This window comes from Thermodesulfovibrio sp. 3462-1, assembly GCF_040451425.1.
In the GTDB taxonomy this organism is placed as follows: domain Bacteria; phylum Nitrospirota; class Thermodesulfovibrionia; order Thermodesulfovibrionales; family Thermodesulfovibrionaceae; genus Thermodesulfovibrio; species Thermodesulfovibrio obliviosus.
The window spans coordinates 1,515,500-1,536,348 of sequence record NZ_CP144374.1; the positions used below are offsets into that span (position 1 = coordinate 1,515,500).

Here is a 20,849-nt window from a genome sequence, read left to right on the forward strand (position 1 = left end):
ATGACAACAACTAATCTTGAAGAGATCAAAAAAATTATTAAAAATGAACTGCCAACAATTTTAAAAACAGATCCTTCTTTTCGCAGATATATTCTTCAAATAACAAAAGCTTACTATCCTCCAAAGAAAAAAACAGAGGACAGAATTGAGCAGCTCTATCAACAACTTTTGCAGATGCAAGAAAAATCTGACAGAAAATGGGAGGAATGGAGCAAACGCTGGCAGCAAACACAGGCAGAATGGAACAGAAAATGGGAAGAGAATGAGAAGCGCTGGGAGCAAACACAGGCAGAGTGGAACAGAAAATGGGAGGAATGGAGCAAACGCTGGGAGCAAACACAGGCAGAGTGGAACAGAAAATGGGAAGAGAATGAGAAGCGCTGGGAGCAAACACAGGCAGAATGGAACAGAAAATGGGAGGAATGGAGCAAACGCTGGGAGCAAACACAGGCAGAATGGAACAGAAAATGGGAGGAATGGAGCAAACGCTGGGAGCAAACACAGGCAGAGTGGAACAGAAAATGGGAAGAAAATGAGAAGCGCTGGGAGCAAACACAGGCAGAATGGAACAGAAAATGGGAGGAAAATGAGAAGCGCTGGGAGGAAAATCAAAGAACAATCAATGAAATTCTTAAACGGCTTGAAAAGATTGACAAAAGACATCTTTACACAATTGGTGCACTTGGTGCAAGATGGGGGCTTTATTCAGAAGAGTCTTTTCGTAATGGACTTAAAGCAATAATTGAGGAGTCTTTCGGCGTTGAAGTAATAAGGTATGTTGATTATGATCATGAGGGAGAAGTTTTTGGCAGACCAGACCAGATTGAGATTGATTTAATAGTAAGAAATGCAGAACTCATTGCCTGTGAGATTAAGTCTTCAATGAGTAAATCTGATATGTATACACTGTGGCGAAAAAAAGAATTCTATGAAAAGAAACATCAAAAAAAGGTTGACAGAGTTATTGTAATATCTCCAATGGTTGATCCTCGTGCTAAGCCAGTGGCGGAAAAGCTTGGGATAGAGATTTATACTCATTCAGATGAATTCATAGAAAAAGAAGAAAAAAATATAGAGGATATATCAAGTTAAATTGATTTTTGACAGCATCCCTGTTTTAATGTATTATCATGTAATGCCCTGTAATAGTGTCCTTAATGTTACTCCAGAGATTTTTGAAGAACAACTGCGAGGCTTAAAAACAAAAGGCTGGAAAACGCTTGATGCAAAAGAGTTTTTATATCTCATGGAAAATCCTGAAAAACCAAGAAAAAATGTCTTCTTATCACCTTTGATGATGGCTTTGTGGATAACTATATTTACGCCTATCCAGTTCTCAAAAAATACAAAATGAAAGCATTGCTTTTTGTAGCAACAGAGTTCATAACGGATTTAGAGCTTAAAAGAGACAGTCTTAACCCTCTTTCTCATAAACAAATGTGGAGGCTTGCTTTTTCAGAAAGAAAGCATGAAGTTATGTGCACATGGAATGAACTCAGGGAAATGCAGTATGAAGGTGTTTTTGATATACAGAGTCATGGACCCACACATAAAACGCCTGATTTCATAGAAATGGCTGATTATCAGACACTGGAAAATGATTTAAGAATAGGGAAAGAATTATTAATTAAAAATCTCGGGAAAGAGCCTCTTCATCTTGCCTGGCCCAGAGGAGTTTATGACAGTAAAGCAGTAAAAATAGCAAAAAAACTCGGATTTAAAGCTCTCTATACAACTCAAAGAGGAGCAAATACAGATGATCTCTTTCATATTAAAAGACTGGCTATAAAAAACAAAGGCATAGGATGGCTTAATAAGAAATTAATCATTTATAGCTCTTCACTATTAAGCAAAATCTATTATAGAATAAGATTTTAATGAAAATTGCTTTCATAAAAAGAAACTTCTCCTATCATGGTGGCGCAGAAAAATATCTTTCCACCCTTATAGAGGCTTTTAAAAAAAAAGAATGGGAAATTCATATATTTGCAAACAAATGGATAACACATGAAGAAGTAGTATTTCATAAAGTTCCAATTCTGCCATTAGGATCATTTTTGAAAGCTTATAGCTTCAACCACAATCTCAAAATTAATCTTAAAGAGTTCGATTGTGTTATTAGCTTTGAGAGAACCACAAATCAGCATATTTACAGAGCTGGAGAAGGATGTCATAGAAGATGGCTTGAATTACGCTCTTTAATTGAATCTGAAATAAAAAAACTATCATTTAAACTGAATCCCCTTCACAGGTATTATCTAAGGCTTGAAAGGGAAATCTTTGAGAAAACTCCATTAATCATTGCAAACTCCCATATGGTAAAAAATGAAATAATTAATTACTATGGAATCCCTTCTTCAAAAATTACAGTAATTTACAATGGCGTTGATACTGAGAAATTCTCACCGGAAAATAGAAAAAAAAATAGTCAATTAAGACATACACTTAAACTGCCAGATGGCAGGAAAATTATTCTTTTCGTTGGTTCAGGTTTTAAAAGAAAGGGACTTTTTACCCTTCTTAAAGCAATGGCGATTTTGAATCATAAACCATATCTGCTTCTTATTATAGGTAAAGGAGATATAAAAAGATACATGAAGATATCTAAAAATCTTGGTATTGAAGATAAGGTTTTTTTTATGGGCACAAGAAAAGACATTGAGAGCTTTTATGGCATTGCAGACCTTTTTGTTCTTCCAACAATTTATGATCCTTTTAGCAATGCTACCATTGAAGCAATGGCATCGGGAATTCCAGTAATTACAACTACAAACAATGGTGTGGCAGAATTAATTGAAGAGGGGAAAGAGGGCTTTATCATAAAAAATCCCTTTGCACATGAGGAGCTTGCAGATAAGATAAACACTGCCATGGGGAATACTAAAAAAATGGGAGAGTTTGCAAGGAAAAAAGCAGAACATTTTACCATTCAAAGAACTGTAGAGGAGTTCACCGGATGTATAAAAAAATTCTTGTCATAAAGCTTCGTCATATAGGAGATGTTTTAATTACAACGCCTGTTTTCAAAGCTTTAAGAGAAAATTTTCAGAATTCCTTTATTGCTGCATTAGTAAACCAAGGTACAGAGGCTGTCCTTGAGAAAAATCCTTACATAGACAAGATTATCACCTATGACAAAGGAATAAAAAAATTACCTGCTTTTAAAAGATATATTGAGGAGATGAGATTTCTGATGGATATACGAAAGATTGGGTTTGATACCACTATAGAGCTTACAGGAGGAGACAGAGCAGCAGTAATATCCTATTTTTCAGGAGCTAAAAAAAGAATTGGCATAAAATCAAGAGGATTTTTTGGGAAAAAACATCTTTATACTGAGATTTTTGAAATAAACTGGCATAAACATACAGTGCTTCAGAATCTTGAAGTTCTTGAAAAAATGGGGCTAACAATCGGAAAACCTGAAGTAATTCTTAATGTTACAGAAGAAGAAAAAACTTGGGCAAAAAACCTGATTTTTCCTTGTTATTCCGATCATTCATTTTGTCATTCCGAGCAAAAGCAAAAAATCTCTTCCTTTAACAAAAAACTCATCCATATTCATCCTACATCCCGCTGGCTTTTTAAATGTTGGAAGGATGAATACATGGCAGAAGTTATAAAGTGGTTGATTTCCAGTGGACACAGAGTTGTTCTTACTTCATCCCGAGATGATAGAGAACTTAAAAAGATTGAATCAATTCTTTCATATATTCCTTCTTTTAGTTCTGAGCCCATCGGCTACGCTCAGGAAAAATCTCCCATAATCAATCTTGCAGGTAAACTAACCCTGAGGCAACTCATAGCAGTCTCATCAATTTGTGATTTTTACTTTGGCATAGACACAGCACCAATGCACATAGCAGCAGCATTAGGCAAGCCGGTTATAGCACTTTTTGGTCCAAGTGGAGCATTCCATTGGGGTCCGTGGGATAATGAAGCAATTGAGAAACCTTATCCTCAAAGAAATGGCATCCAGAGATTTGGCAAAAATATAGTAATTCAGAGAAACTGGAGTTGCATTCCCTGTGGTCAGGATGGTTGCGGAGGCTCAAAAATAAGCAAATGCCTCTTTGACATAAAACCTGAGGAAGTAATTGAGGTTCTAAAAAACGTATTAAGTTGAAAATATTCAATGATAACAGACATGTGATATAATAATTTCATGTTAAAACTTAAAAATTTATTAAAAAAGCATGAGCAAAGACTGATTGAGAGAGAAAAAGAAAGGACTGATGCGATTGAGCCTTATGAAATTATACAAAAGAGATATATACAAATTTTTAACATTTCTTGATAAATTATCCCAGTGAAGGTAATAAACAGGGTAAATGAAGATAATTTTACATACTGAGTCATCAATGGGTTGGGGAGGACAGGAAATTCGTATCCTTCAGGAAGCAAAAGTTATGAGAGGTAGAGGATATAGAGTTTTAATTGCTGCAGAAGAAAATAGTGAAATTTTAAAGAGAGCTAAAAAGGAAGGTTTTGAAGTATTTGCTGTTAAATTTTCAAAATATCATCCACTTTCTTTCTTAAGAATTAAGGCTTTGATAGAAAAAGAAAAGGTTGATATAGTTAATACCCATAGCTCCAAAGACAGCTGGGTTACTACAATTGCAGCAAAGTTAGCCTCTAATAAACCTAAAATAATTAGAACAAGACACTTATCAACTCCGATAAAAAATACTGCTCTAAATCGATTGATTTATAATGTCTTACCTGATATTATTATAACCACATCAGAAGAAATAAGAAAAAACATGATAAATATAAATAAATTCAATCCTAATAAAATTTTCTCAATCCCCACTGGAGTAAATTTAGAAAAGTTTGATCCTGAAAAAGTTAAACCAATATTTAATAGCAAAGAATTCAAGGTAGGAACAATAGGAGTTTTAAGAAGCTGGAAAGGACATATATATTTGTTAGAAGCTATTCCTTTAATATTACAATATATTACCAACATTAAATTTTATATCGTAGGAGACGGACCACAAAAACAAAACATTGAAAATCATATAAAAAAATTAAATATAGAAAAATGGGTTATTATGTTAGGACATAGAGAAGACATCCCTCAAATATTAGCTTCATTAGATGTAGTTGTTCATCCTTCCTATGCTAACGAGGGAGTTCCACAGGCTATCCTTCAAGCAATGGCAATGAAAAAATGTGTTATTGCTTCAGACATTATAGGTATTAGGGAAGTTGTGATTAATGAAAAAACAGGTTTACTTGTGCCTCCTAAAAAACCTGAAGAAATTGCAAAAGAAATTATACGTGTTTATAAGGACCCAAATTTAAAAAAAATATTAGGCACAGAAGCCCAAAAATTTGTAAAATATAAATATTCCACAGATGAAATGTTCAGAAAAATAGAAGAAATATATAAAAAATTCCCTAAAAATGAATTCTCGAACGCCATTTAGAATATTGCAATTTTTGTTTATAATTTATAGATTTCCGAAATTAATTTTAAAAAGGATTTTAAAATATAAAAAACCCAACAATCCTAAAAAAATATTAATTATTCATCAACTATTTTTGGGAGATACATTGATGACCACTTCTTTATTAGCAAAGATAAGAAAAAATTTTCCTACAGCTGATATATATTATGCTATGCCTGAAGTGTTTATAAAACTGTATTCTACAAATCCTTATGGTGTAGTTCCTGTAGGATTTAATGTATTTAAGTGGAAAACATTTTTAAATTTGTTGAAACTACCTAAATTTGATTGGGCAATAATTCCGGGTGATAATAGGTATGGATGGACAGCTTTCGCTATAGGAGCAAAATGGATTACAGGATTTGCTGGAGATACTCCTAGATATAAAAATTGGTGTTTTGATGAGCTTAAATCTATTCCTAATATTCCTCAATCATGGTCTGATATTCTTACAAACCTTGTGGAAGGAATAGACCCTGACCCATTTAATTTTAAAGAATGGCCACAGCCTTCTTATAAACCATTTAAAATGCCACCAGCTAAATATGTATTATTACATATAGGAGCAAAATCCAGACTTAAATTATGGGACAATCAAAAATGGAAAAAAATTATAGAATATTTAAAACAATATCATCTAAAGATAGCCCTAAGTTGCGGGCCAAATGAAAAAGAATGTTTAAATGGAATAGACATAAATGATCCTAATATTTTTCTTTATCCAGGAAATCTCGATCTTGTTCAAATGTGGGAACTCATAAAAAAAGCATGTTTATTAATCTCTGTAGATAATGGAATTGCTCATTTATCCAAGATAATTGGAACCCCAACTATTTGTCTTTTTGGTCCAGCTTCTGCTATATTATTCGATAAAGGACGATTTTGGCAATATTGTCCTTTTCTCTCAATTTCAAAACCTATAAAGTGTAGAAATCAAAATAAAATGTTTAAAAGAAATATCAACTGGATCCAAACATGTCAAAGACTACCACATCAATGTTCAGAGGCAAAATGTATGGAAATAATAGAAGTAGAAGACATAACCAACGCTGCAGAATTTTTTATTAAAAAATGTTGCGAATAGGATTACTTATTGATTCATTAATTGGTGGTGGTGCTGAGCGAGTAGTATTGAATCTTTTTTCAATATTTAGCCGCCTAGGCCATGATCCACATATAATTTTAATTAAAAATAAAATTGATATACCAATTGAAGAAGTACCTTCTTCTAAAATTCATATTCTTTCAAAAGACGGAGTTTTAAGTCATAATAAATTTCTTAATAAATTAATGTTATCACAAAAACTCAAGCAAGTCATTAGAAAAATCGAAAGTGACGGATTGAGTTTTCATTTTTACATTTCAAATGCAGAGGATATGGATAGAATAACCAAAATAGCTAAACTGCCAAATGTTTATATAAGATATAGAAATTGCATGTCAGAATATATTAAAAACAAAATAGGAAATAAAGGCTATATAAAAACATTGATAAGAAAGTATCGTTTTTTAAGGAAATTTAGGAAAATTTATAACAATAGACACATAATCACTGTCTCACAAGCTTTAGCCGATGATATTTTAAAAAATGTAGGAATCAAACCAAAATCTATAAAAACAATTTATAATCCCTTTAATTTTGAGAAAATTAGAAAATTAGGCAATGAGAAAGAAGATTTACCTTCTGAACCATATATAATTTATGCTGCCAAATTTGAAAATCGAAAACGTCATGATCTTCTGATAGATGCATATTATAAAGCAAATATTCCTCATAAATTAGTTCTCATAGGAGGTTGTTATACAGAATCTGATAGGTTGACTTTTAAAAAATTGTTAAATCAAATCCATAGACTTAAGCTGCAACATAAAGTTATTCTCCCGGGTTTTCAAAAAAATCCTTATCCTTGGATAAAAAACGCTTCTTTATTTGTTATGTCTTCTGATAGTGAAGGACTTCCTACAGTTTTAATAGAATCTCTAATATTAGGAACTCCTGTTGTAAGTACCGATTGCCCCACAGGACCAAGAGAAATATTAACTGGACAGCTTAGTAAATTTCTCTCACCGCCTGGTGATTCGGAAGCATTAGCAAAAAATATAAAGTCTGCGCTTGATAGTTATCCTGAAATAAATGAGGATATATTAAAAAAATTTGATGAAAATTATGTTGCAAAACAATATATTGAACATTGTTTAAAAAAATAAATAAATTATAATAAATAAATTTATGTGCGGAATTGCTGGAATTTTTAAGAAAAATTTTATTAACCCTTTATATATAGAAAAAATGCTATCTGTGCTATCTCATCGAGGCCCTGATAAGAAAGGTTTTGTTTGTTTTCAGACAGGAAAGCACAAATATTATCCTCTAAATTCAGTAAAAAATATTCAATATTCAAAAAATTTTGATTTTATTTTAGGGCATGTAAGATTAAGTATAATTGACTTGACAGATTCAGCACATCAGCCAATGTCAGACGAAGAAAATAAACTTTGGATTGTTTACAATGGAGAGATTTTTAACTATAAAGAGTTGCGTAAAGAACTAGAAAAATTGGGATATAGGTTTAAATCTAATTCTGATACTGAGGTATTATTGTATGCATTTAAAAAATATGGACAATCATGTCTTGAAAAATTAAGAGGATTTTTTGTGTTTTGTATATATGACTCTAAAAACAATAAGCTTTTTATAGCAAGAGATAGATTGGGGAAAAAACCACTTAAATACTATTGGGATGGAGAGTATTTTTGCTTTGCATCTGAAATTAAGGCATTACTTAAATTGCCATGGATTAAAAAAGAAATTTATATGAAAGCTGTTGAGCAATACCTTTCGTTGCGATATATTTTGTTTCCTTATACAATAATAAAAGGAATTAAGAAATTACCTCCAGGATGCTTTATGGAATTTTTTCTTGATACTCCCCAAAAAGAACCTGTTATTACTCGATACTATTTCCCATGTTTTCAACCTAAAATCAATATTTCTTATAATGATGCAAAAGAACAATCTCTGAATTTATTAAAAGAATCAATAAAATACAGGTTGATATCTGATGTGCCTTTAGGTTTATTTTTAAGTGGCGGGATTGATTCATCCACTATATTGGCTGTGTTATGTTATTCTACAGAAAATTATAAAATTAATACGTTAACTGCAGGATTTACAGATTCTAATTATGATGAAAAATATTATGCTAGTTTAATAGCAAATTTTCTAAATACTAATCATATAGAGAAAAATATCATATTAAATCCTAAAGAAGATTTAACTAAAATAGTATGGTATTTTGACGAACCTTTTGGTGATCCATCTGTTATTCCAGTATTCTATCTTACAAAAGCTGCTTCTCAGTATTTCAAAGTAGCTATTACAGGAGATGGCGGAGATGAGTTATTTGGTGGATATAAAAGATATTACATACATTACAGAAATCGTTTTATTAACTATTTACCTTTTAAAGCACTTTATAGAATTATTAAAGCTTTTAATAAAAAAATCCCGTTTAATTGGGATAAAAAACACAGTTGTGGTAAAGTTTCAAGAATTATGGAATCTATTTCTGACAATTTAATAAACACATATCCGTTGAGATTTTCAGGATTTTCTCTAAGAACGCAAGAAATTTTATATAATGCAAATTTCTCTCATAATGAAAAAATTTGGCCAGATGAAATTTTAAAACTTTTAGAAAAGACAAAAGTATCAAATTCTATGGAGATTCTTATGGCATTAGATCAAATCACATACTTATCAGAAGATATTTTAGTTAAAGCTGATTTAGGAGGAATGGCTCATAGTTTAGAAATTCGAAGTCCTTTTCTTGACCATATATTTGTTGAGTGGATCAATAAATTACCTTTGTCATATAAAATAAATAAAAAAATCCTTAGAGATATAATTAGAGATAAAGTTCCAGTTGAAATATTAGGTAGGAAAAAAGCTGGGTTCAATCCACCTATTGGTAAATGGATGAAAACTATTCTAAAAGACGACTTATTTTATTATCTTCTTTCAGATGAAAGCCCATTTTGTTTATTTAAAAAAGAGGAGATAAAAAAAATAATGGATCTACACTTTTCAGGGAAAATCAATTTAGGAGAACCTTTATGGATTCTTTTAGTATTAGGAATTTGGCTAAAGACTTATAATTTAGAATTATAAATATGCTAAAAAATTACTTCATCGATAAAGAAAAAATATCATTCATAAATCTCGTTCTTCTTTGTGTTCTTATTTTTGTTCTTCCAATTGCTCATACAGCGACCATTCGTTCGGTTGCTATGTTTACTCCTATGCTTCTTTTATTTGGGAGATATTTTATTGCGAAAGATTTTAAATGGATAAAAACTTCCTTTGAATTGCCATTTTTTGCTTTTTTCTTGATGGCAATTATTTCTATATTTACCTCAGTTGATAGGCATGAAACAGTCAAAGAAATATGGGGAGAATTAATTGTACCTATTTTGCTTTTTTATACAACTTATTATGCTATAGAAAACAAAAATCATGCATTCATTTTGTTGAAAGCTTTATTTATAGGAAGTCTGGTTTTTAGTTTATATTCTTTTTATGATTTTTACCAGCATGGTGGGAAATTTTTTACAGTTGTTTACAAAGCTGGAGGCTTAAGAGATCCTGGAGGTGGTGAGGTTGCTGCTTTATATCATACAATGGTTATTCCTTTCATATTTTGGGCTCTATTTTATTGGGAAAATACTAAAGAAAAAATTTTATTATTTTTTATTTTCTTAATTAATCTTGTAGCTTTTCATATAACATTTGTCCGTGCTGGCATGCTTGCTTTAGCATTTCAAACTGTATTCATAATTGGAATTCTTTTAAGAGAAAAAAAATGGATTTTGAGCATCTTTCTTGCTATAATTCTGATTTTTACAGTCCACCTGTACGTTGAAAAAAAGATGCTTCGTGAACTACATAATGAAAAAATACCTTCAATAAAAGATTACATAAAAATGTCTCCTGAAGAAATCGCAGGAACTAATCCTTCATCAATGAAACAAAGATTAGCTATGTGGAAAACAGCAATAGAGAAAATTGCTGAAAATCCATTCTATCCTCATGGTTATGGCAGATTTTTATTTGGTAAAACTGTAAGAAATGAAAAAAATAAACATTTTATTTATCCTCAAACACATAACACTTTTATAGGTATAACTTTTGAGCTTGGAATTCAAGGTTTGGTAGTCTTTCTCTGGATAATAGGAAAGTTCTTTTTTGTGTGCTGTAAATACTGGTATAAGTATAAACAAAGCATTGTTAAGTATCTCTCAGTTTCTCTAATTACAATGATGATAGGTTACTGGATTAATAACTTTTTTGGAAGCTTTGATGGTGATGACAGCAAATTACTTTTTATGATGCTTCTTGGTATTGGTATGGCAATTATGCATAAAACGCTTAAAGAAAAGGAATTCAAATGCTGAATAAAATTCTCTTTATCCGCAGGGACAACATTGGAGACCTTGTATGTACTACACCAGCGATTCATGCGGTAAGGAAAAAATATCCTCATGCAAAAATAGGTATACTTGTCAACACCTACAATGCTGATGTGGTAAAAAACAATCCTGATATTGATGAAATATATATCTATGAAAAGGCAAAACATGTTCCCGAGAAAAATAAAATTTTAGTGTGGATGAACAATTTAAGATTGCTTATGAAAATAAGAAAAGACAAATATGATGTTGCAATAGCATGCGGTTCTTATTCTCCACGACTTGCAAGATATGCCTACATGACAGGAGCTACTGTTAGAATAGGATATATACCGAAAGATATTGAAAAATCAACATCTTATAATATGGCTTTGCAGGAACCCGAACAGCCAATGCATGAAATTGAAAGAGTTTTTAGACTTTTATTGCCCTTAGGAATTGATGAAATCCCAAATAAATTAAAAATTTTCCCATCACAATCTGAGATTAAAAGGGTAAAAGAGTTTTTAAAAAGAAAAAATAAACTTTTAATTGCCTTTCACATAAGTAGTAGAAAGCCTGAAAATAGGTGGTCTGCGGAAAAATTTATAAATCTTGCAAAACTTGTTTTAGCACATAACAATGCAGATATAATGCTTTTATGGTCTCCAGGAAGCGAGAAAAATCCTTATCATCCTGGAGATGATGAAAAAGCAGAGTTTATTATTAAATCACTACCTCAAATTATTCCATACAAAACAAATCATTTAAGAGAGCTTATTGCTGCTCTTAGTGTTGCCAATGTGGTAGTGTGTCTTGATGGTGGAGCAATGCATATTGCCGCAGCATTAGGTAAACCAATTGTCACTGTATGGGGTTCTACAGAGCAGCAAAGATGGAAACCATGGGGCGTTAAACACATTATTTTACAAGAGCAAACAAAAAAAGCTGAAAATATTACATCTGACCAAGTCTTTGAAGCAGTGCAAACTCTTCTTAAGGAGATTTCATCCTAAGATGTTTATTAAGATTCTTCATACAGAGTCCTCGCCTGGATGGGGTGGGCAAGAAAACAGAATTCTTAACGAATCAATAGGGTTACAGAAACTTGGAGCAAAGGTTTACATTTTGTGCCAGCCTGAAAGCAAGCTTGCTGAGAAAGCCAAAGAAGCTGGAATTGAGGTTTTCACATCTCCGATGCGAAAAAGTTACGATCTTAAAGCAATTTACAACACAGCAAGGCTAATAAATAAATTAAATATTGATGTTGTGAACACCCATAGTGGGAAAGACAGCTACATTGGAGGATTTGCTGGTAAATTATCAAAAAAACTCCACTAATTGTCCGAACAAGACATCTTGCATTACCTATAACATCAACATTTTCATATAAATATCTTTCAGATTTTGTTGTCACAGTAAGTGAGTATGTAAGACAATATTTAATTCAAAAAGCGCAGCACGCGCTGAGCCTTTTTTTTTTGAAAAAACGTATGTAAGACAATATTTAATTCAAAAAGGCATTCCTGAAAAAAAAGTTTTTGCAGTTCCAACAGGCATTGATTTAGAAAAATTCAATCCTGGTAAAGTTAAAGGCACACTTAAAAAAGAGCTTGGACTAAATCAAGACACTCCTTTAATAGCGACAGTGGCAGTATTAAGGAAGAAAAAAGGGCACCATATCTTAATTGCTTAATTGAGGCAATTCCATATGTTTTAAAAAAATTTCCAGAGGCTGTTTTTGTTGGAGAAGGACCTCAAAGGAAAAACATAGAAGAAAAAAATTAAAAGACACGGTCTTTCAAAAAATGTTATCATGCTCGGGCATAGAGAAGATATCCCGCAAATCTTGAGCTCAATTGATTTATTTGTTCTTCCAACACTTCAGGAAGCTCTTGGAACATCTTTTATTGAAGCAATGGCAATGGGAAAACCAGTAATTGGTTCTAATATTGACGGTGTCAGAGAGGTTATTGATAACGGATTAAATGGATATCTTGTTCCTCCAGAAGCTCCTGTGGTTTTAGCAGAAAAAATTATAGATCTTCTTTCTAACAGAGGAAAGGCAAAGGAGTTTGGAGTTCATGGAAGGGAAAAAGTTGAAAATAAATACACTATTGAAAAAATGTGCAATGGAATGCTTGAAGTATATTTAAAGCATTTAAAAAAACTTTAAAAATCCAATAAGAATACCTGTCTGGGCAATTAAAAATCCTGCAACCCATTTAATAATGTCAACCTTAAATTGAGCAAGTTTTATTTCCATGTTTGCTTCAACTTCTCTGATTCTTGCTTCAACTTCCTTAATTCTCAATTCAACTTCTTTTATATCTCTTTTTGTAGCAAGATCATCTTTTATTTCTCTCTCAAATTCTTTAAAAAATTCAATAAATGCATCTGTTGCTTCTTCTCCGAGTCGCTCTCTTACAGATTTTGGCAGGGTTAAAACTGGCATGTTTCATTATAATAAAATTTTGAAAATAATGGCAATCTTACCAAAAATTTTTTATATTTTGTTAAAATACTTACCATGATTACTGGAAAAACAAAAATAATTGGGATATTCGCTGATCCCGTTGAGCATACCTTGTCTCCTTCAATTCATAATGAAGCTTTTCAATATCTCGGGCTTAACTATTGTTATGTGCCATTCCATGTAAAAAAAGAATATTTAAAAGATGCTATTTTTGCCATCAAAGCTTTGAACATAAAGGGTGTGAATATAACAGTTCCCCACAAAGAAGCAGTCATTAAATATCTTGACGAAGTTTCAGATGAAGCTAAATATATTGGAGCAGTCAATACAATTTTAAATAATGAAGAAACTCTGAAAGGGTTCAATACAGATGCAAAGGGCTTTGTTTTGTCACTTAAGAATGAAAAGATACTGATTAAAGATAAAATTTTTCTGGTGCTTGGTGCAGGAGGTGCTGCAAAAGCCATAGTTTACGGAATTTTAAAAGAAGGTGGAAGAGTTTACATTTATAATAGAACTCTGGCTAAAGCCATGGCAATAAAAGAAAGGTTTAGTAACTTAGGATTTATAGAGGTAGTAAGCATCATTGACAAATCTGTTACTGAAAAAGTACAGACAATAGTAAATGCCACTTCTCTTGGGTTAAAAAAGGATGATCCGATGCCTCTAAGCCCTGAATTATTAAAATCCGAGCATGTATACTGTGATATTGTTTATCCTGAAACTCATTTAATGAAAGAAGCAGAAAAAATTGGATGCAAAGTTATTGGAGGCACTGGAATGCTACTGTGGCAGGCCGTAGCTGCCTTTGAAATATGGACTGGGCTGCAGGCTCCTGTCGAGATCATGAAAAAAACTCTGAATAAAGTATTGACAAAATAGTAATTTTGTAGTATAAAACTTAAAAAATGATTCTTGGCATAGAAATAGAAACTTCTTCTATCAGGGTTGCTTACATAGGGAAAAAGTATGAACTGACTGAGTGGGAGATCTTTGAACTTCCTGAAGGAGCAATCGGTTCTGAAGGAATAATTGATACTGACAGTGTTGTAAAAACTCTTATAAAAATCCCGTCTAAATTTAATTTGAAAAATCCAAAAGCAGCATTCGCAGTTTCAGGACCTGCCTACACAGCAGTAAGAATAATTCAGGTTCCTTTTATTGATAAAGATGAAATTACTTTAAATCTTCCAATGGAACTTGACAAATACATTCCATTTAATGCGAAAGAAGTTTACTATGACTTTCACATACTTGAAGCAGTAAAAGATAAAAATTTAACAGAACTTCTTGTAGCAGTGGCAAACAGGCAGATTGTAACCGAATATGTTAATGTTTTTGAAAAAGCAGGCATAACTCCTCAGGTTGTAGATATTGGAGCCTTAGCTCTTTATAATGTATATGAATTGAATTACAGAGAGACTGACACCACTCTTATTGTAAATGTTGGAGAAAATGTTATTAACTTCATTATTGCCAGAGATGATAAACCTCTTTATGTAAGAGATAGCACAATTACTTTCAAGATTAACATACATGAAGCTCAGGAAGAAGAAATAAGGAATTTTGCAGATGATATTTCTGCAGAAATCTACAGGCAAATTGAATACTTTAAATCTTTTTTAACAGAAAGACCCGTAAAAAAGATATATCTTACAGGCTATCCCGTGATTTCTCCCATTTTTGTTTCATCAATTGAAGAAAGACTGGATCAGGAAGTCTTCATATTGAATCCTTTTAGAAAAATCAAAATAAATAAAAAAATTGCATCAAAGATGCATAAATATTCAAATATAGCTGCTATATCAATCGGATTGTCTCTCAGGGGAACGGAGAAGATAAAATGATAAAAATAAATCTTTTACCAAAAAAAGAGGTAAAAAAAGAGGGCAAAAAAATTGAAATTAAATTATCAGGAGATATTGTTAAAAAACTATCAATTCCCGCAGGTTTAACTTTGATTGTCCTGGCAGCCATTTTATTCTACTGTGAGCTTACAAAATCAGCTCTTGAAAAAGATATTCAGCTACAAAAAAGAACCATTGAAGGGCTTCAGAAAAAAATGCAGGAAGTTAAAAAATTTGAAGCAATGAACAAAGATATAGAAGCAAAGGCAAAATTAATTGAAAACCTTAAAAAAATGCAGTCAGCACCTGTTAGTATTTTAAGTATTGTGGTAAAAAAACTTCCCGATGGAGTATGGCTTACAGGAGTCGCATTTGATAATACAGTTACAGTGGAAGGAATAGGATTTTCAAACCTGAATGTTGTCCAGTTTGTTGATAATCTTAAAGCAACACCAGAGTTACAGGATGTTTATCTTGTAGAATCACAACAAACTGAGTTTGAAAAACAGGCTGTTTATAAATTCACCGTAAAATTCAAGTTAAAGGTATAATATTATGGATTGGGAAGGACTTTCAAAGAGCAAAAGAATTCTTTTAATGATTCTACCATGTCTTGTTCTATTTGTTCTTTTCAGTTCTGTTTATTTATTGCCAGCTGTTGAAACTATTAATAGATTAAACTCTGAAAAAAAGAGCCTGAAAGAGGAAATAGATAAAGCCAATATGATTGTCAATAAATATGAAGACTTAAAAGCTCTTAATGAGCAACTTCAGAAAAAAATGGAGTTTTTAAAAACACTTCTTCCAAAGGAAGCAGAGGTTTCCGATGTGTTAAAAAAGGTTTCTGAGATAGGACTACAAAAAGGACTGGTTGTAACATCATGGAAACCCAAGGAAAAAATACCCCATTCCTCCAATGAAGTCTATGAAATTCCTGTTGAAGTATCCATGCGCGGGAAATATCATACATTTGGAACATTTTTCGCCGATATTACAAAAATAGAAAGAATAATCAACATAAAAAAGATGGAAATTAAAAAAGGAGAAAAAGATCCGACAATGCTTAATGCAAATTTAACTGCAGTAACCTATTCATTGATACCTGAAGAAGAAAAGAAAAAAATACAGCAAAAGAAAAAATGATGGAAAGAAAGAGAATTTTAATTATTACTGGAGCATTGGTATTATTAGCGGTTCTACTAATAGGATTTTTATTACTTAACAAAGAGGAAAAATCTCAACAGATAATAATAAAAACTCCAAAAAGACAACCAGTTCAAATAAATCAACCTAATATTGTATTTCCCACATACAACTATGATGCCCAACAATTAAGAGATCCCTTTGCACCATTAATCGTTAAAAGAGAGGCAAGAAAAAAAGGTGCTTCACCTCTTGAAACTTACGAAATAGAAGAACTTAAACTTACTGGAATTGCTAAGGATAAAAAAGGTGCTTTAGCACTCCTTCAGGCACCTGATGGAAGATTTTATATTGTGAGAGAAAACGATAGAATAGGATATACCGGAGGAAAAGTAATAAAAATTTTAATGGATAGTATTGAAATTAGAGAAAACAACAAAGTTAAATACTTAAAACTCAAGACGGAGGAATAGAAATGATAAATAAAATTTTCTTTATTTTAATCTTCATATTTCTTTTTGCATTAAATGCTCTGGCAGTAGAAATCAGCAACATAATTACCGAAGGAGACACATTAAAAATAAAGCTTACAGAAAAAACCGAGTTTAATCTTCTTCCTTGTGAAGACCCATTTAAAATAAAAATAGAGCTTAAAAATACAAACCCAGGTATTTTAGAAAAAAAAATGTTTTTAAGAGAAGGGATAGTGAGTGAAATTTCCGCTCAGGTAAAGGACAATAACACCGAGATAGAACTTCTTGTGAGTGAACCTGTCAGACCTGAAATTAAAATGGAAGATAATATTCTCACAGTTTCTTTTAATTCTCCTCCAGCTCAACCATCCACAGCTACAAAAATCATTGAAATGGCAATGGATAAAACAGAAGAAGGCTTTGAAATATCAATCCAGGCAGATAATGAACTTCCTGAGCCATCGGTAAGTAAAGTTGATGATTATATCAATGTGGATTTTCAAGGAGTAAGTTTTGAAACAGAAACTGGAAATATTCCTGTTTCTGTAAAAAGACAGGGTGATGAGCTTATATTAAGCTTCTTTTTTGGAAAAGATTTTGATGTTGAACCTGTTTATCTCGGAGATGAAGTAATTCTAAATGTTAAAAAGGTTAAAAAGCTTAAAGTTGCTAAATTAGAACAAGAGCCTTCTTACGAGACAATTATACCAAATATTAAAAGTGAAAAACCTGTTTCTCTTGACCTTCAGGATGCTGACATTGTAGGAGTTTTCAGACTTCTTGGAGACATAGGAGGATACAATATTGTCATACATCCTGAGGTAAAGGGCAAAGTAACGCTTAAGCTTATAAATGTTCCATGGATAAAGGCTATTGATGTAATATGTAAAACATTTCAACTTGAAAAAAACTTTGAAGGAAACATAATAAGAATTGCTCCAATTAAAGTCTTTCAGGAGGAGAAAAAACTTGAAGCAGAAACAAAAGATCTTTTCAAAAAAGCAGAGGAGGAACAGATTCGTATATTTGTTTTGAAATATGCTGCTGTTGATAAGGTAAAAACAACCATAGAGGGATCAAAAATTCTTTCACCTAAAGGCAATATCTCCACTGATGAAAGAACAAGAACAGTGATTGTTAGAGATGTTCCTTCAGTGCTCGCTCAGGTAGCCTCCCTTATTCAGGATCTTGATAAACCCACAAGGCAGATACTTCTTGAAACAAGAATTGTAGAGATATCAAGCAGTTTTTCAAAAGCTTTTGGATTTGAATGGGGTATTTTCTGGCAGCCTCCTGATACAAGAACAACAATTACTGGCTCTGTAGGAGCATCTACCACAGGCACATTACAAAACTCATCAATAAATTTTGCTGGAGTGCCAGGTGGAATAACTCCTCTTGGAGTAAATCTTCCTGCTTCAACAGGAAGTGTCACCTCACCAACAACTGCATTCACAATTGGATATATTAATGCAGCTCGCACACTTGCTCTTGATTTAAGAATTTCAGCGCTCCAACAATCAGGAAAAGGCAAGGTTATATCAAATCCAAAGGTTATCACTCTTGACAATCAGAAGGCAAAAATAGTTCAGGGAGCAAGTATCCCCTATGGAGAAAAAGATGTTCAGAGTGGACAGATATCAACAAAGTTTAAAGATGTTGCCATAACAGTTGAGGCAACTCCCCATCTTATTGATGATAAATCAATGCTCCTTGATGTAAATGTAGTAAAAGAAGACCTTGTTGAGTTTGTAAACATTGGAGGAGTTTATGCTCCGAGAACTCAAAAAATAGAAGGAAATACAAAGGTTTCTCTTAAAGATGGAGAAACTCTTGTCATAGGTGGAATATATAAGAAAACTGACAGTACAACAGAATCAAAGGTCCCAGGGCTTGGGGATATTCCTCTGGTTGGCGAATTATTCAAGAGTCGTGGAAGAGATGAGAGTCTTTATGAAGTTATGATATTCATTACTCCAAGAATCCTGAAGTATGAGTGATGAGGATTCTTCTTATAGAAGATGATAGAATTTTCGGAGAAACACTCAAAGATTATCTCAAAATTGAAAATATAGAAACTGTATGGCTATGGGATGAAAGAGGGCTTCCAAAAATTATCACCCAATATGAATTTGATGTAATAGTTATAGACCTTATATTAAACTTTAGCTCTGGCGAAGACATAATAGCTGTATTGAGAAAAGCAGGCATTGAAACCCCGATAATGGTAATCACTGCCAAAAAAACTTTAAATGACAAAGAAGAATGCTTCCTTAGGGGAGCAGATGATTATCTTACAAAGCCTTTTGAATTCAAGGAATTTGTCCTGAGGCTGAAAGCATTAAACAGGAGAAAGCATTTACCCAGTGTTTTTACCATTGGTGATGTTATTGTAAATATTGATGCCAAAACAATCCACAGAGGCAGTGAAGAAATAAAGATTTCAAAAAAAGCATGGCAACTTCTTGAATTTCTTCTTAAAAATAGAGGAGAAATTGTAAGTTCTGAAAAAATCCTGAACTATGTCTGGTCAGGAAAAGCAGTGGGAGATGAAATTGTAAGAGCCTACATTAAAGAACTGAGAAAAGTGCTACCACCAGACAGCATAATAACCTATCCAGGAAGAGGATATAAACTCAGTTGAAATTCCAAATTAAAATAATCATTGTTTTTTCTCTGGCTTTAGCCCTGATTCTTTTTTATTTAAACACAGTGATCTTGAATTTTCTGGATTCTTTTAAAGAAGACTATGTATTGCAATCTTTAACTGAAAAAAATTTCATTGAGCAGAAATTTCAGGAATATGTAAAGAATGTATTGCTATGGGAATTTCTGCTTGTTTTAAGTTTAATGCTCATTTTATACAAGATTATTGAAAAAATGCTTAAGCAAGAAAGAGAGTATATGGATTTTTTAGAATTAATTCTTTTAAATATCTCTCACAAATTTGGTAATTTTTTAGCCACTCATAAAGGCAATATAGAGATCTTAAAAATCAAATACGATAAGAAAGCCATTCAAAGACTTGAGACCAGTTATAATTACATTCACAATGATTTTTGTAAAATTTTAGAAACAATAAATCGTTTTAAAAGTTTCTCATCAAACAAAGAAAAAGTTAATTTAAAGGAAATAGTAGAAAAAAATCTTTCAATATTTGAAATAAATAAAAAACTCCTAATTAATCTGAAAGATGTTTTTATCTATACAAACAGGCAGATGTTGGACAATATTGTATTTTCACTTATAGAGAATGCTATCAAATATTCCAGTGAAACAATTCATATAAGGCTGACAAAAAACTTTCTTGCAATAAGAAATGACATTTCAGAAAAAGAAAAAGGCTCTGGAGTAGGATTAAAAATTACAGAAGCTCTTGTAAAAAAACAGGAATTTAAACTAAAATATCGGGCAAAGGAGAATAAATTTATTGTAGTTTTAAAATTCACATAATTTTCACAACTGATTTAAAATTTTTTGTTTATAATTTTTCATAGAAGGCTTCCTTGAAGCCTGAAAAATCTTCTGGAGGTTTAACTATGAAAAAAGTATTTTTAAGAGACCAGAAAGGTTTCACCCTGATTGAACTATTAATCGTCATCGCAATTATTGCAATTCTTGCCTCAATTGCTATCCCCCAGTACATGAAGTATCAGCAAAAAGCAAAGGTATCCTCTTATGCAGAACCAATGGCAAGAGCATGCATGATGGATGCTGCTGCATACTGTGTTGAACATCCTGATACAGGAAGCGGTTACACAATTCCTGTGGCAAGTCTTAAAAACTGCTCACAAGCAAATATTACAATCCAAACTCCTGGTGGAAACGTTATATTATCTGGAAATGATGCTATTACCTGTGATTCTACAGGTTCAATTGCTTCTGGTACTGTAATAGGTTCTTTAGAGGGTGTGACTGCTTACCAAGCATACTGCTCTGTTGCTGGTGGTGGATTTAAGTGCGAAGTTAAATAATTTAATAGGGCAGGCATGAGCCTGCCCATTCAATT

24 protein-coding genes are annotated in these 20,849 nt (G+C 32.2%); 23 read left to right on the forward strand and 1 reads right to left on the reverse strand.

Annotated elements, in window-relative coordinates:
• The 14 genes from V4D31_RS07820 (at window position 1) to V4D31_RS07885 (ending at window position 13,077) form a co-directional block, all read left to right on the forward strand.
• Entirely contained in the window at window positions 1-1,092 is a 1,092-nt protein-coding gene (locus V4D31_RS07820) for a DUF3782 domain-containing protein (protein ID WP_353685882.1), read from the forward strand.
• Window position 1,093: 1 nt separating this feature from the next.
• On the forward strand, window positions 1,094-1,354 hold the full coding sequence (locus tag V4D31_RS07825; RefSeq protein WP_353685883.1) for a hypothetical protein: 261 nt from the start codon (window positions 1,094-1,096) through the stop codon (window positions 1,352-1,354).
• Window positions 1,306-1,878: a polysaccharide deacetylase family protein gene (locus V4D31_RS07830; RefSeq protein ID WP_353685884.1), complete on the forward strand. Its 573-nt coding sequence runs from the start codon at window positions 1,306-1,308 to the stop codon at window positions 1,876-1,878. Before V4D31_RS07825 ends, V4D31_RS07830 begins: the two co-directional genes overlap by 49 nt.
• Window positions 1,878-2,981: a glycosyltransferase family 4 protein gene (locus V4D31_RS07835; protein ID WP_353685885.1), complete on the forward strand. Its 1,104-nt coding sequence runs from the start codon at window positions 1,878-1,880 to the stop codon at window positions 2,979-2,981. Before V4D31_RS07830 ends, V4D31_RS07835 begins: the two co-directional genes overlap by 1 nt.
• Window positions 2,957-4,126, forward strand: coding sequence for a putative lipopolysaccharide heptosyltransferase III (gene rfaQ / locus V4D31_RS07840; RefSeq protein WP_353685886.1), 1,170 nt, complete (start codon window positions 2,957-2,959; stop codon window positions 4,124-4,126). The genes V4D31_RS07835 and rfaQ overlap by 25 nt, the downstream gene beginning before the upstream one ends.
• Before the next feature lie 39 nt (window positions 4,127-4,165).
• Entirely contained in the window at window positions 4,166-4,297 is a 132-nt protein-coding gene (locus V4D31_RS07845; RefSeq protein WP_353685887.1) for a hypothetical protein, read from the forward strand.
• 34 nt (window positions 4,298-4,331) lie between these two features.
• Window positions 4,332-5,432 carry a glycosyltransferase family 4 protein gene (locus tag V4D31_RS07850; protein WP_353685888.1) on the forward strand — a complete coding sequence of 367 codons (1,101 nt, stop codon included), beginning with the start codon at window positions 4,332-4,334 and terminating at the stop codon, window positions 5,430-5,432.
• A 13-nt stretch (window positions 5,433-5,445) separates the two neighbouring features.
• Window positions 5,446-6,537: a glycosyltransferase family 9 protein gene (locus V4D31_RS07855; RefSeq protein ID WP_353685889.1), complete on the forward strand. Its 1,092-nt coding sequence runs from the start codon at window positions 5,446-5,448 to the stop codon at window positions 6,535-6,537.
• Window positions 6,525-7,661 (forward strand): glycosyltransferase, encoded by a 1,137-nt coding sequence (locus V4D31_RS07860; protein ID WP_353685890.1) that lies wholly within the window; start codon window positions 6,525-6,527, stop codon window positions 7,659-7,661. Before V4D31_RS07855 ends, V4D31_RS07860 begins: the two co-directional genes overlap by 13 nt.
• A gap of 22 nt (window positions 7,662-7,683) precedes the next feature.
• Window positions 7,684-9,624 carry an asparagine synthase (glutamine-hydrolyzing) gene (gene asnB / locus V4D31_RS07865; RefSeq protein WP_353685891.1) on the forward strand — a complete coding sequence of 647 codons (1,941 nt, stop codon included), beginning with the start codon at window positions 7,684-7,686 and terminating at the stop codon, window positions 9,622-9,624.
• Between the two features lie 2 nt (window positions 9,625-9,626).
• Complete coding sequence (locus V4D31_RS07870) at window positions 9,627-10,907, forward strand: O-antigen ligase family protein (protein ID WP_353685892.1); 1,281 nt, start codon at window positions 9,627-9,629, stop codon at window positions 10,905-10,907.
• Window positions 10,901-11,917: a glycosyltransferase family 9 protein gene (locus V4D31_RS07875; protein ID WP_353685893.1), complete on the forward strand. Its 1,017-nt coding sequence runs from the start codon at window positions 10,901-10,903 to the stop codon at window positions 11,915-11,917. Before V4D31_RS07870 ends, V4D31_RS07875 begins: the two co-directional genes overlap by 7 nt.
• Window position 11,918: 1 nt before the next feature.
• Window positions 11,919-12,242 (forward strand): glycosyltransferase, encoded by a 324-nt coding sequence (locus tag V4D31_RS07880; protein WP_353685894.1) that lies wholly within the window; start codon window positions 11,919-11,921, stop codon window positions 12,240-12,242.
• A gap of 442 nt (window positions 12,243-12,684) precedes the next feature.
• Entirely contained in the window at window positions 12,685-13,077 is a 393-nt protein-coding gene (locus V4D31_RS07885) for a glycosyltransferase family 4 protein (protein WP_353687098.1), read from the forward strand.
• Here V4D31_RS07885 and V4D31_RS07890 read toward each other — a convergent pair.
• Window positions 13,063-13,356, reverse strand: coding sequence for a hypothetical protein (locus tag V4D31_RS07890; RefSeq protein WP_353685895.1), 294 nt, complete (start codon window positions 13,354-13,356; stop codon window positions 13,063-13,065). The genes V4D31_RS07885 and V4D31_RS07890 overlap by 15 nt on opposite strands.
• Before the next feature lie 75 nt (window positions 13,357-13,431).
• On the opposite strand from V4D31_RS07890, the gene aroE reads away from it, so the two are divergent.
• The 9 genes from aroE to V4D31_RS07935 all read left to right on the forward strand — a co-directional run bounded on the left by aroE (window position 13,432) and on the right by V4D31_RS07935 (window position 20,814).
• Complete coding sequence (aroE, locus tag V4D31_RS07895; protein ID WP_353685896.1) at window positions 13,432-14,259, forward strand: shikimate dehydrogenase; 828 nt, start codon at window positions 13,432-13,434, stop codon at window positions 14,257-14,259.
• A 26-nt stretch (window positions 14,260-14,285) separates the two neighbouring features.
• Window positions 14,286-15,224: a pilus assembly protein PilM gene (gene pilM / locus V4D31_RS07900; RefSeq protein ID WP_353685897.1), complete on the forward strand. Its 939-nt coding sequence runs from the start codon at window positions 14,286-14,288 to the stop codon at window positions 15,222-15,224.
• Window positions 15,221-15,775: a PilN domain-containing protein gene (locus tag V4D31_RS07905; protein ID WP_353685898.1), complete on the forward strand. Its 555-nt coding sequence runs from the start codon at window positions 15,221-15,223 to the stop codon at window positions 15,773-15,775. Before pilM ends, V4D31_RS07905 begins: the two co-directional genes overlap by 4 nt.
• 4 nt (window positions 15,776-15,779) lie before the next feature.
• Window positions 15,780-16,367 (forward strand): type 4a pilus biogenesis protein PilO, encoded by a 588-nt coding sequence (gene pilO / locus V4D31_RS07910; protein ID WP_353685899.1) that lies wholly within the window; start codon window positions 15,780-15,782, stop codon window positions 16,365-16,367.
• Window positions 16,364-16,840 carry a pilus assembly protein PilP gene (locus tag V4D31_RS07915; RefSeq protein WP_353685900.1) on the forward strand — a complete coding sequence of 159 codons (477 nt, stop codon included), beginning with the start codon at window positions 16,364-16,366 and terminating at the stop codon, window positions 16,838-16,840. The genes pilO and V4D31_RS07915 overlap by 4 nt, the downstream gene beginning before the upstream one ends.
• A 2-nt stretch (window positions 16,841-16,842) precedes the next feature.
• Window positions 16,843-18,840 carry a type IV pilus secretin PilQ gene (gene pilQ / locus V4D31_RS07920; RefSeq protein WP_353685901.1) on the forward strand — a complete coding sequence of 666 codons (1,998 nt, stop codon included), beginning with the start codon at window positions 16,843-16,845 and terminating at the stop codon, window positions 18,838-18,840.
• Window positions 18,840-19,484 (forward strand): response regulator transcription factor, encoded by a 645-nt coding sequence (locus V4D31_RS07925; RefSeq protein ID WP_353685902.1) that lies wholly within the window; start codon window positions 18,840-18,842, stop codon window positions 19,482-19,484. Before pilQ ends, V4D31_RS07925 begins: the two co-directional genes overlap by 1 nt.
• The gene (locus V4D31_RS07930) at window positions 19,481-20,293 is read left to right on the forward strand and encodes a hypothetical protein (RefSeq protein ID WP_353685903.1); all 813 of its coding nucleotides are present in this window, start codon (window positions 19,481-19,483) and stop codon (window positions 20,291-20,293) included. The genes V4D31_RS07925 and V4D31_RS07930 overlap by 4 nt, the downstream gene beginning before the upstream one ends.
• Before the next feature lie 86 nt (window positions 20,294-20,379).
• Complete coding sequence (locus tag V4D31_RS07935) at window positions 20,380-20,814, forward strand: prepilin-type N-terminal cleavage/methylation domain-containing protein (RefSeq protein ID WP_353685904.1); 435 nt, start codon at window positions 20,380-20,382, stop codon at window positions 20,812-20,814.
• The last annotated feature ends 35 nt before the right edge of the window (window positions 20,815-20,849 follow it).

Bases quoted from the DNA above. Each gene is read 5' to 3' on its own strand.
- V4D31_RS07820 (WP_353685882.1), top strand. From the start codon at position 1: ATGACAACAACTAATCTTGAAGAGATCAAAAAAATTATTAAAAATGAA.
- V4D31_RS07835 (WP_353685885.1), top strand. From the start codon at position 1,878: ATGAAAATTGCTTTCATAAAAAGAAACTTCTCCTATCATGGTGGCGCA.
- rfaQ (WP_353685886.1), top strand. From the start codon at position 2,957: ATGTATAAAAAAATTCTTGTCATAAAGCTTCGTCATATAGGAGATGTT.
- V4D31_RS07845 (WP_353685887.1), top strand. From the start codon at position 4,166: ATGTTAAAACTTAAAAATTTATTAAAAAAGCATGAGCAAAGACTGATT.
- V4D31_RS07850 (WP_353685888.1), top strand. From the start codon at position 4,332: ATGAAGATAATTTTACATACTGAGTCATCAATGGGTTGGGGAGGACAG.
- V4D31_RS07860 (WP_353685890.1), top strand. From the start codon at position 6,525: ATGTTGCGAATAGGATTACTTATTGATTCATTAATTGGTGGTGGTGCT.
- asnB (WP_353685891.1), top strand. From the start codon at position 7,684: ATGTGCGGAATTGCTGGAATTTTTAAGAAAAATTTTATTAACCCTTTA.
- V4D31_RS07870 (WP_353685892.1), top strand. From the start codon at position 9,627: ATGCTAAAAAATTACTTCATCGATAAAGAAAAAATATCATTCATAAAT.
- V4D31_RS07875 (WP_353685893.1), top strand. From the start codon at position 10,901: ATGCTGAATAAAATTCTCTTTATCCGCAGGGACAACATTGGAGACCTT.
- V4D31_RS07880 (WP_353685894.1), top strand. From the start codon at position 11,919: ATGTTTATTAAGATTCTTCATACAGAGTCCTCGCCTGGATGGGGTGGG.
- V4D31_RS07890 (WP_353685895.1), bottom strand. From the start codon at position 13,356: ATGCCAGTTTTAACCCTGCCAAAATCTGTAAGAGAGCGACTCGGAGAA.
- aroE (WP_353685896.1), top strand. From the start codon at position 13,432: ATGATTACTGGAAAAACAAAAATAATTGGGATATTCGCTGATCCCGTT.
- pilM (WP_353685897.1), top strand. From the start codon at position 14,286: ATGATTCTTGGCATAGAAATAGAAACTTCTTCTATCAGGGTTGCTTAC.
- V4D31_RS07905 (WP_353685898.1), top strand. From the start codon at position 15,221: ATGATAAAAATAAATCTTTTACCAAAAAAAGAGGTAAAAAAAGAGGGC.
- pilO (WP_353685899.1), top strand. From the start codon at position 15,780: ATGGATTGGGAAGGACTTTCAAAGAGCAAAAGAATTCTTTTAATGATT.
- V4D31_RS07915 (WP_353685900.1), top strand. From the start codon at position 16,364: ATGATGGAAAGAAAGAGAATTTTAATTATTACTGGAGCATTGGTATTA.
- pilQ (WP_353685901.1), top strand. From the start codon at position 16,843: ATGATAAATAAAATTTTCTTTATTTTAATCTTCATATTTCTTTTTGCA.
- V4D31_RS07925 (WP_353685902.1), top strand. From the start codon at position 18,840: ATGAGGATTCTTCTTATAGAAGATGATAGAATTTTCGGAGAAACACTC.
- V4D31_RS07935 (WP_353685904.1), top strand. From the start codon at position 20,380: ATGAAAAAAGTATTTTTAAGAGACCAGAAAGGTTTCACCCTGATTGAA.